This window comes from Photobacterium marinum, from assembly GCF_000331515.1.
Lineage (GTDB): Bacteria > Pseudomonadota > Gammaproteobacteria > Enterobacterales > Vibrionaceae > Photobacterium > Photobacterium marinum.
Window position 1 is genome coordinate 1 of the sequence record NZ_AMZO01000024.1, and the last position, 9,540, is coordinate 9,540.

Below are 9,540 nucleotides of genomic sequence, written 5' to 3' on the forward strand. Positions count from 1 at the left end.
GAACATTCGCTACAGAACTGACGCGCTTCGCTTGTCACAATCTCATATCAGGCAAACTGCTTTACAGATTTTTCCTAGTGAGAGAAAGAGGGGGAACAATTGAAAAGAGCTATTTGAGTTTCTATCCCAAAAAATCAGACAGAGACTGTAAGTTCTTTTTGTTTACAAGAATGAAGCTATGCGGACTTCTAGCAGAGTCTTCGGATTTTATTTCGATTACAGCTAGCTCTTCTTCTTTGCCTCTAGGAAATCTCTCATCCCAAAGCGAAAGTATGTCTTTAAAAACCTGATTTCTAAGGCGACGCTTATCAAAGATCGATAAAAGCTCATATTTTTCAAATTCAACCCAACCTTGATGATAAAGCTTGTCTAACTTCTTCTCTAAGTCATATCTATGTCTTACTTCCATTTGCAAATCCCCATAATGTTGATTAAAGTTTTTAGTGTTGATTTGTTTGTTTAGCGTTACTTTATTTCATTAGCGTGATTTTATCAACAGGGAAAGTGTGTATGGGATTTTTTAGTGATTTAGTATTCTTTGGACCTGGCTTTGCTATCGATGGTCTTAAGCTCGATATTGATAATGCGATAGACGACATCAAAAGTAATCCTGCTAAAGCAGCTGTTAAGACAGTAATTAAAGCATCTCAAGCTCAGAGTCTAGTAGGAAATGTAGGGGGCTCTGTCGGTAAATTTAAGGGGTATATGTTTGATGGAAGCCCAGAGTGCGATGACTGGATAGAAGAAACTGGTGGTAGAGACGAAGATTACTCTGAGTACTATGAGAAATGGTTGCGTAGAACTCAAAGGTGAAACTAGTAACATTTATATTTGAAAAAACGCCCTCTAAGGGCGTTTTTTGTTTTAAGTGAACATGCGGATTTTTTGCCCTGTAAATCGCCTTAAAACCGTTACAAACTTTCAATCGCTAACGGAAGCATATCGCCTTGATCATCTATCTAAAATGCCGCCTATGGGCTGCTGAGGAGCTGGAATGGCTGTTTTTAGTGCCAAACTGGCGTATTTAACATAAGAGGCATTTAACGCACATTGTTTGTAGCCGCAAAGCTAAAGTAGTTGCCTATAATCTCGTCATTGGTGTACAGTTCAATTAATCTTGTACACCAATGGTTGGATGTAAATGAATATAATCAAACAAGTCCGTATGCAACGAGGCGAAACTCAGACAGAATTCGCAAAGGTATTAGGAATCAGCCTAGATACAGTGAAGAGTTTGGAGACGGGGAGAAGGCATCCCAAAAGTGCTTTAATTGAAATGTTAATGCAGCTTAATAACAACCCAGCTCTTCAAATCGATCTTGAAGGGTTGCACCCTGTCCATAGTATGGCTAACGACGTATTAGAATATATTGAAGAACAAAAGAATTTGCAGGGCGATGATGTTGAATTACGGTTTGTCTTTTGTGGTATGTCTGGCTGTGGGAAAACGCGAACAGTATCCATAGTCAATCAAAAACTAACTAAAGGGGCGGAGTTAGCGGAATGCCATGATTTGATACACCGTAGCAATTTTTGTAAAGCCTGGGAAATAGTGAACGATAAAGACCTCGCATATCAAAACTCAAAACATATAGTTTTTAACGTCATGAATGAGGATTTAGCATCTTCATTAGAGCTCAATGGAATCAGAGTATTTCGTTTTAATTGACGTTTTTAACTACTCTAGGGAGTCTGTCTCATGTCCGTTCTGATTTTTGATAGTATCAAAAACGGCAAGGTGTGACCTCAGGGTTACAGGGAAATGTTGTCGATTCGACTACTTTTCTAAACGATCTTTCTATCTCAGGCCGTTACATGATCACACCAGTTCGGTATAGATTTCACGTAATACGCACTTAACGCACAGCTTTCAGGCTCTGCTAATAAGGCTGCCCTATAGATATGGAGGAGACCAGAATACCTAATTTAGGTAAAACTTGTTTTGCTAACCAGCTATCCCTCCGGAGACTATGATTCCATAGATTTCGGGAGGGGGGACTTGATTGATCTTTTTGAGTTTATTGGTGAGATGCCAGATGAGCGTTTTTCCCCATGCTTATTAGTTTTTGGGATGCTTGGGATGGCGTACGTATTGACCAAATCAGACAGTGTCTGATTTGTCTCTCACGTGAGACTTTTTGGTCTTAGACCAAAATTTGAAGTTACACGATCGTACTTATTCGCATTTTTATAGAGAGTGATTTCTTTGTGCTAAGGACTGTTTGGTTAAACTATGTCTTGTTAGACGGGATGGTTATTTGTGTGGTAATGTTATGATAAATAAGTGTTTAATTCTAAGTTTGCTAGTTTTAAACATAAAAAAAGCCGCTTTATCAAGCAGCTTTTTTTATTGAAACTTTAGGGATCCGCCTTTACAAGCAGATAACCTTTTAATTCTGCCCTAGAGCCATATCATGAATCGTGTTCATGAGGGGGTGTATCTAGGACTTACGCTGATAATTATATTTGGGAGTTCCTAAGTTTGCAAGTAGATCAGAGTTTTATTGATGCTTTAGAGGTGAAACTGTCTAGTCCTCGCTTGGATGCGTACAGGACCTATTTTGCGTGTAAAAATGATGCGGAAGTGATTGGCGTATACCAATGGAATAAGGCAATCGCGACTGCTTTTTTCCCTTTGCTTCAAGCGACTGAAGTAACATTAAGGAACTCCATTCATAATGCGGCTAAAAGTAAGTATAGTGGCAACTCTGAATGGTTCCGTATGAACCGTTTCCCCAAAGCTAAAAAGAAATCAGAGCAGCTTTATAAGAAAAGAGACGGTAGCTGGATTACTCCTCCGCCGACAGCAGACATGGTCGTTTCACAGTTAACATTTGGTTTTTGGGTAAATATGTTAACCGGTAATTACGATGATCCTGTGCACAACAATAAACTTTGGCCGTCTCTGATACCAGTAGCTTTTCCTAATGCTCATGGTTCTCAAGCCACAAGAGCATATCTTCATCGACGATTTAACTTTATTAAAGATTTTAGGAATAGAATCGGCCACTATGAGCCGTTATGGAAGATTAAAGATACTATTGATGGTGGTGGTAACATTTTAAGATATGGACCAAGAACACCAGAAGAAAGCATTTCACGGTTACAAGAATATATTGATTTAATTCTTGAAGCTTTAAAGTGGATGAGTCATGAACGTTATGACTTCTTAGTTGGTATTGGCCTTGAAGAACATGTAAGGGAAGTTTGTTCTTTAGATGCATTGAAACACTACCAAGGGATAGAAAATAATCCTTTTAGTATTAACAAATTAAAAACAGAGCTTTTAAGTAAGGTGAAGAATAATGAGGCTATTTCTGGTTTCTATGAGCTAAAGACAGCTCCGAAAGGTCTTCTTAAGGGGGAAACTATATTCCTAGATATCAAGCACTTAAGGCCGCCAAAGTATTTACCATAACACCCGTAAACCATAGTTCTAAGAGGTCGCCTCAGGTGGTCTTTTAAAAGGGGGCACTGACCCCCTACAGAGTTGGATTTGTTGCCTTATGAGTAACAAGGTGTCCGTGTTGTTTACCACCAAGTTACCAAGTTGGTTTGGTGACTTGGTTGGTATCTTTGTATCAAGTTAATTTGATACAAAGCTTAATTTTAACTTAGGTAGCCTTACATGATCGCACTTGTTAGCTTAGTTTGTTTATCGGTGATTTGATTTTTTCATATTTCTGATACTTAGCTAAGTAGTCTTTATGAACATAATAACAAGTAACAATTACGACCTTATTTTTTCTTATCTCGAATACGACTCGAAGCCCCGATTCTGTCTCAACGAAATAGCGCTCTTTAGCACAATGATGTCTATCAGCTCTAAATGTAATCCCGCTATATAAAGCATTTAAAACATCTTCACTAGGAATCTTATTCATTCCACGCTTATCGACAGCGTGTTGTATCCAAACGATATCAAGTTCGTCATCACGCTCTTGGAATTCTACAGGAGACTCCTCAACAGGCTTTAGTGAGTTGACTAAACTGGGATGGCTGTTGGGAAATTCAAAAATATTACTTAAGCTCGCTATAAGCTCCTCTTGTGTAAACGCTCCGTTCTCTAGTGATGTTGCCATTGATTTCAACAGGCTTGCCAACGTTTTATCTTTCTTTTTACTAGTTAGATATTCTTTTAGCTTGGGTAATTTACTTTCTATAACAGCCAGAGCTATTGCAACAAACCCCGTATGCAGAAGAAGATCACGTTTCTTGTTGTTACAATCACCACATGAAGCGACTAAATTCTTGTAGCTCAAGATTTCAAAGTCAGACTCTAGTGCATATTTTCTAAGTGCTTTCTCTTTTTTCTTATCATCACTTAACAAGCTTTCTGGAATTACATGGTCTATTTCAAGTTCACTGTAGTTAATTGGTTCATTACAATAAAAACACTTTTCATTGAAAACTTTATGAATACCCGCTCTCACCGTCGGTGGAATGCTCTGTTTTGACATACTATTTTGTCTCCATCTATAAGCTAATGCTTATTAGCTGGCTTATAGCCTGCTTTTTCGCTGTGATCATGCAGCCTTTGTTTAAACTACACAATCCAAATCAAGCACTATCAGTTACTTTGCATATCCATTAAAGGGGTGGGGGGCGGTTTCGAGCGGGTTAATTTTGCTATCAATCGATAGTAAGTGTGAAAATCTGATTTTACGTAACAATCGTAAACCGAACTTAGAAAGGCCGCCAGGGCGACCTTTTTTGTATCTGGCCATAGGGGTCAGGTGACCCTTACAAAGTTGTTACTGGTAGCAAGAGAAATGTCTGACGCTACAATCTACAACTTCGCCAGAAGTCCATTTCACATTTGATCTCAGTAATCATCCACCTTTAATCAGTAAAAAAGATATGTTTTTAATATCTAAAAGATTTTCTTATTGTGTTTTTTTGACATCTTTTTTATCACGCTATACATTAAAGGCAACTCAATACACGGATGAATTTAAATGATTATCTCTGTTGCTCACCAAAAAGGTGGAGTCGGCAAAACAACTCTTCTCTACAACCTCGCTGCTATCATCAAACCAGACCTTATCATCGATCTGGATCCACATGATGGTCTAACTATCCTCAATCGTTTACGTGATCAACAATACAATGTTGCCAGTGCAAAAACAGATAAAGAGCTAATTGGCCTAATCAAAGAATACCAGGACAAAACTGTCATGATCGACTGTGGTGGTTTCGACTCTGGCGTTAACCGTATCGCTGTTGCAGCATCAAATGTCACCATTGTTCCAATTCAATACGAGAGCATGACGGAACGAGTTGGCCTAAATGGTTACACCAAAGTACTGAGTGAGATCAGCGAAAACGTTAATCGAGATATCACAGCACACGTACTGTACTACCGCCAAAATTCAGCAAGAAAAGACTTTAGCGATACTGATAGTTTTATCGAGCGCTCAAAACATTTGAGTAAATTCACCAACGTTCTGCCTGGCCGAGCAGAGTACAACAACGCACTAAATAAGCACCATGCAGTTGTAGAGCACACAACTACACGTGGTAGCCGAGCGGCACGTGAGTTACATGCATTCGTCGACGAATTACTGACAATTGCTAGTATTGACAGTTAATAATACGCTTTAAATATTAAAAGCATATGGAAAAGATATATTTTAGTTGTAAGGATTAATCATGGCAAAAGGCTTTCTAGACGATCTGGAAAATGCAGCAAGTGGATCTAAGGTTGTGAACACAACCAAACCACAATCAGCATACAAGGCAAAAACCATACAACGCATTCCGGTTACATACTTTGATGCACACAAAGAGCTTCGAGAAAACGGTAAGACAAGTCAGCTGTTCACTGGTTATATTCTGGAAGCGATCAAAGAAAAGCTAGAACGAGATGGTGCATTATGATGGAGGTATTGGGGGGTATCGATTAAATGGTACTGAAAAGTGCTGGGAAATTGCGAAGTTATAACCTGAGGGGTAATATAAACCCCAGAAAAAACAAAACCCCGAATCTCATATTCAACTTGGCGGGAGACTATGAGAATTCAGGGCCAGCATAAATGCTTGAGGTAATTTTAACACATGGATCACCAAACACAATCCACACATAACCGCCATAAGCGCAGTTATGTGTGAAAACTGAACATTCAAACGCCTTTCAGCTCGATTTATTCGAATCACTCCCGAATAAGCCGTATTGCACTGATGAACTCGGTGTCACCTATATTCGTCCGAAGAAAACAGCGGTTAAGAAAAAGTACCTCCAGGTCAATCAGCCAAGTATGGTCACATACCTAGTGTTTGATATTGACCGTAACGGTGCTGTGTTGGCTTGGTACGATGCCAATCTTCCGGCGCCTTACTGGACAAGTAAGAATCCCAAGAACGGCCACGGCCATATCGCTTATCGCTTAAAAATTCCGTTTTGCACCTCTGATATTGCCAATATCGAGCCGATCAAATACGCGGCAGCCATTCAATCGGCCATGATTGAGCGCCTGAAAGCGGATCGTGGGTTTGCAGGTCTGTTGACGAAAAACCCGATGCACCCGCATTGGCAGAATGAGTTCTGGACGGAATACGAATACACGCTGGATGAGTTGGCAGATCACCTTGATTTGCGTGGCCATCCGTTACGCGGTATTGGGTCTGTTGGTTTAGGTCGCAACTGTGAGTTGTTCGAATCTGTCCGTAAATGGGCATACAGGGCGATTAGAGATTACTGGGCTCCGAACTATAAGCGGGCATGGAACAGTACTGTATATGAGCGTGTTGAAGCACTGAACGGACAATTTACTCAACCTTTGCCAGTGTCCGAAGTGAAATCCATATCGAAGTCGATCGCGAACTGGACGTATAAGCACTTTACGCCGGAAGGATTCCGTAAGAGTCAGGCTAAGAAAGGGGCGAAGGGTGGTAAAGCGGGGTCGGTTGAATCTAAAGCTAAGGCCGGAGCTGTTGGCGGTTCAACCTCTAAAGGAGGCGGTCGTCCATCGTCATACGATGCAGAGTTATTAACTCAGGTTGTGTCATTGAAAGATCAAGGATATAGCAACCGTGTGATTGCTGAGGATCTTAACGTATCGCCGTCAACCGTAAGCAAGTACCTCAAGATTTCAAAAGAGTGATCGCGAAACAAGCAAGCCTTATCAGATAACAGCCCTTTTTAGGGCTGTTTTGCTCTAATGTTGAAATCGATTCTTCCTCTCAAAGTCCTGGGCTTCCTTTAGCAGATCATGGTATGTCGGTGTTGTACCGTCAGCATATTTCCAGCCCGAGTGGGGGAGATATTCAGCTAGTAAGCGTTTTTGTTCACGTAATCTATCTCGTTGGGCTAATTTGCTGCGGTTTTCTCGTTTTTGCTTGTCGTGGTTCAGGTTGGTGGCCTTGTTTATTTGTTCAGCATGGTTTTTTAATGTTCGGGCGCGAGTTTCACTTGTTATTGCGTCATGTTCCATCTGTTCCAATCGCTGATATTCATGGGCTAGTCTGGCTTCAATTTCCTGTGTTCTCTGTTGTTCAAATAGGGTTTGAGAGCGCTTGAACTCCGCGATCTGCTCGTCCAGCTTCTGTTTTTTATCTGAAAGCCCCTGATCTACATAACTCTGGATAAATCCGGCAATGACGTTGCACAGTGTGACTAAAATCAAGCAAAACAGTCCTAGGTAGAGCCAGACTTGCCATTGGTGCCAGAGTGTGGCCGAACCTGTGGCCAGAATGATCGGATTTTTCGTATCTGTGGCATCAACCAGCAAGATCCCCGCCTCGGGAGCTAGAAAATCCAAGAACGGAGCCCCGAAAACGAGTCCTATCCCCACTAATAAAACAACCAGAACAGCCCACATCATCGTAGATAAACCTCTGTAATATCAGGACGAAAATGTCCTAGCTCCTGAGAGACGACTTTTAGCACATCTATCCTGTTGAGGTGGTTCGCCAGTTGTTCGTAGCGATCTTGCGCATAGGAATGGCGTAAGCCGTGAGCCCCGTTGCTATACCCAAGCGCTCTGTCGCTTGCTTTGCTGAATGCGTCAGAAAAGCGATGTCCTGCAGCAACATCGTAATGGGTGGTGTAGTTCACGCCCCTGTCTGTCACATCTTTTGGTAAATCCAGCCTGAGGGCTTCCAAACGCTCGGCTAAGTGGGTCGGGATCTGAACCTCTCGGATAAGCCCTCCTTTTCCTTCAACGGTGTACGTCTGAGTTTGACTTGGCATGTAAGAAAATTTTTCCGGATGCACTTCTCGGGGGCTTGGCTGGACTTCTCCAGCCGGACGCAGCGTGTAGAGTTCGTGAGCGCGGAGGCCGGCCTGATGGCAAATTTTAGTAGATAGGGCGTGTCGGTCTGTTTGGTGCTCCGTGATCCGCTGCACTTGCTCTGGTGTATAAGACCGGCTTTTCAAAATCGTCTCTTTTGAGGACTCGGGGATTTTTTCAGTTTTAGGGTCGTAAAGGGACTGTTCTTTGTTTAGCTGATGCGTTACGTGTTGCATCATGGTCTGAATCGCTTGGCGATCCATGTTTATGGTGCTTTGGGAGTTTTCAGTAGCTCGGATCTCTAGATAGGTCTTTGCCTGCTCTGGCGTAATATCGCGAAGCGCACCTAATTTAAACTCTTTCATGTAATCGCAGCAGGTTTTTAATGCCTGTTCGTAGTTACGGACAGTGCCAACTGACTTGATCACTTTCCCCTGTATCTCTTTCATAACAGAGGCGGCTTGAGACTCGGATTTTGCAAAGTGCCCTCTAGCCATTGCGTGTAACCCCGATTGATTTCAGATAGCGGTGGATAGTGCTGCGATTTTTCTTTAGGCCATGATTTTTGTGGAGGTGCAGAGCGATTATTTCGAGAGAGTAGCCCCGGGTGTACATTTGGGCGATCTCATTTCGGAACGGCTCCAATGCGGAGGTGCGTTTTTTGTAGTTTCGGCCTTTACGGAGCTCTCGCTCCAATTTTGCAGCTTCCCCGGCTGCCACAGGGTCAAAGCTCACGGCGTGCTCCTGTTTAAATTTGTAAGAACTAGCCAAATACTCAGTAGTATTCAGACGGCAATGCCGTTCGCCATTTTAGCTATTATCGTTTAGCAGGCTGACTGTTCACACCTAATTTACGTCCACTTTCCGTGCGTGGAGTACGTGCTGATTTTTTGTTTTCGCGTACTTTGAGAATGCCTCGCAGGTTCAGCGTTTAACCTACGCATACGGTTATAATTAGGCCGTACTCCCCATAGACAAGAGCTAAATTTACGGCTCTCTGACCGAACGGTGCTCCGAATGCAAACGTAGATCTCACATGAGATCAGGGTATGCCCATTGGGCATAAGGTTAGATTTCACTATACAACAGTGCCGCAAAAATAGGCAATGAATTGGTGTTGCGCACTTACTGTTGCGTGGAATGCGTTTTTTGCGGCTTAACCTCGCGCTGTGTATGGAATCGTTAGATTTCTACACAGCGCGAGGTGTCTCGCGAAATTTGCGAAACGCCTCTCCCGATTTTGCTATGCGAAGCGAGCAAATAGGGAGGGACGTTGAGTAAATTTGATAGGGGGTGGCATGTGTGATGT

11 protein-coding genes are annotated in these 9,540 nt (G+C 42.1%); 6 read left to right on the plus strand and 5 right to left on the minus strand.

Translation table 11 applies throughout. The features are described from left to right. Positions 1-121: 121 nt before the first annotated feature. On the minus strand, positions 122-409 hold the full coding sequence (locus C942_RS16445) for a hypothetical protein (RefSeq protein ID WP_036800633.1): 288 nt from the start codon (positions 407-409) through the stop codon (positions 122-124). A 101-nt stretch (positions 410-510) separates the two neighbouring features. Here C942_RS16445 and C942_RS16450 point away from each other — a divergent pair, with 101 nt between their 5' ends. The 3 genes from C942_RS16450 (at position 511) to C942_RS16460 (ending at position 3,418) form a co-directional block, all read left to right on the plus strand. Then, the gene (locus tag C942_RS16450) at positions 511-813 is read left to right on the plus strand and encodes a hypothetical protein (RefSeq protein WP_007467742.1); all 303 of its coding nucleotides are present in this window, start codon (positions 511-513) and stop codon (positions 811-813) included. Positions 814-1,141: 328 nt separating this feature from the next. Further along, positions 1,142-1,669, plus strand: coding sequence for a helix-turn-helix domain-containing protein (locus C942_RS16455; RefSeq protein ID WP_036800636.1), 528 nt, complete (start codon positions 1,142-1,144; stop codon positions 1,667-1,669). A gap of 813 nt (positions 1,670-2,482) precedes the next feature. Continuing rightward, a complete protein-coding gene (locus tag C942_RS16460; RefSeq protein WP_007467746.1) occupies positions 2,483-3,418 on the plus strand; it encodes an Abi family protein in 936 nt (311 codons plus the stop codon). Between the two features lie 223 nt (positions 3,419-3,641). Here the strand turns inward: C942_RS16460 and C942_RS16465 are convergent, their stop codons facing one another. Continuing rightward, on the minus strand, positions 3,642-4,460 hold the full coding sequence (locus C942_RS16465) for an HNH endonuclease domain-containing protein (protein WP_007467747.1): 819 nt from the start codon (positions 4,458-4,460) through the stop codon (positions 3,642-3,644). 498 nt (positions 4,461-4,958) lie between these two features. Between C942_RS16465 and C942_RS16470 the strand changes: the two genes are divergently transcribed. The 3 genes from C942_RS16470 to C942_RS16480 all read left to right on the plus strand — a co-directional run bounded on the left by C942_RS16470 (position 4,959) and on the right by C942_RS16480 (position 7,103). Beyond that, the gene (locus C942_RS16470) at positions 4,959-5,591 is read left to right on the plus strand and encodes a ParA family protein (protein WP_007467749.1); all 633 of its coding nucleotides are present in this window, start codon (positions 4,959-4,961) and stop codon (positions 5,589-5,591) included. 61 nt (positions 5,592-5,652) lie between these two features. After that, positions 5,653-5,880, plus strand: coding sequence for a hypothetical protein (locus tag C942_RS16475; RefSeq protein WP_007467751.1), 228 nt, complete (start codon positions 5,653-5,655; stop codon positions 5,878-5,880). A 227-nt stretch (positions 5,881-6,107) separates the two neighbouring features. Beyond that, positions 6,108-7,103 carry a replication initiation protein gene (locus C942_RS16480; protein WP_036800639.1) on the plus strand — a complete coding sequence of 332 codons (996 nt, stop codon included), beginning with the start codon at positions 6,108-6,110 and terminating at the stop codon, positions 7,101-7,103. A 54-nt stretch (positions 7,104-7,157) separates the two neighbouring features. Here the strand turns inward: C942_RS16480 and C942_RS16485 are convergent, their stop codons facing one another. From C942_RS16485 to C942_RS16495, 3 genes are read right to left on the minus strand one after another with little or no spacing between them, the layout of a single operon-like run. Next, positions 7,158-7,823, minus strand: coding sequence for a hypothetical protein (locus C942_RS16485; RefSeq protein WP_007467756.1), 666 nt, complete (start codon positions 7,821-7,823; stop codon positions 7,158-7,160). Continuing rightward, positions 7,820-8,680 carry a tyrosine-type recombinase/integrase gene (locus C942_RS16490; RefSeq protein WP_232428186.1) on the minus strand — a complete coding sequence of 287 codons (861 nt, stop codon included), beginning with the start codon at positions 8,678-8,680 and terminating at the stop codon, positions 7,820-7,822. The genes C942_RS16485 and C942_RS16490 overlap by 4 nt, the downstream gene beginning before the upstream one ends. Positions 8,681-8,720: 40 nt before the next feature. Further along, positions 8,721-8,966, minus strand: a complete 246-nt coding sequence (locus tag C942_RS16495; protein WP_036800642.1) for a hypothetical protein — start codon at positions 8,964-8,966, stop codon at positions 8,721-8,723. Positions 8,967-9,540 lie beyond the last annotated feature (574 nt).

Coding starts and splice junctions, on each gene's coding strand:
- C942_RS16465 (WP_007467747.1), bottom strand. CDS start 4,460: ATGTCAAAACAGAGCATTCCACCGACGGTGAGAGCGGGTATTCATAAA.
- C942_RS16455 (WP_036800636.1), top strand. CDS start 1,142: ATGAATATAATCAAACAAGTCCGTATGCAACGAGGCGAAACTCAGACA.
- C942_RS16445 (WP_036800633.1), bottom strand. CDS start 409: ATGGAAGTAAGACATAGATATGACTTAGAGAAGAAGTTAGACAAGCTT.
- C942_RS16470 (WP_007467749.1), top strand. CDS start 4,959: ATGATTATCTCTGTTGCTCACCAAAAAGGTGGAGTCGGCAAAACAACT.
- C942_RS16485 (WP_007467756.1), bottom strand. CDS start 7,823: ATGATGTGGGCTGTTCTGGTTGTTTTATTAGTGGGGATAGGACTCGTT.
- C942_RS16490 (WP_232428186.1), bottom strand. CDS start 8,680: ATGAAAGAGATACAGGGGAAAGTGATCAAGTCAGTTGGCACTGTCCGT.
- C942_RS16450 (WP_007467742.1), top strand. CDS start 511: ATGGGATTTTTTAGTGATTTAGTATTCTTTGGACCTGGCTTTGCTATC.
- C942_RS16475 (WP_007467751.1), top strand. CDS start 5,653: ATGGCAAAAGGCTTTCTAGACGATCTGGAAAATGCAGCAAGTGGATCT.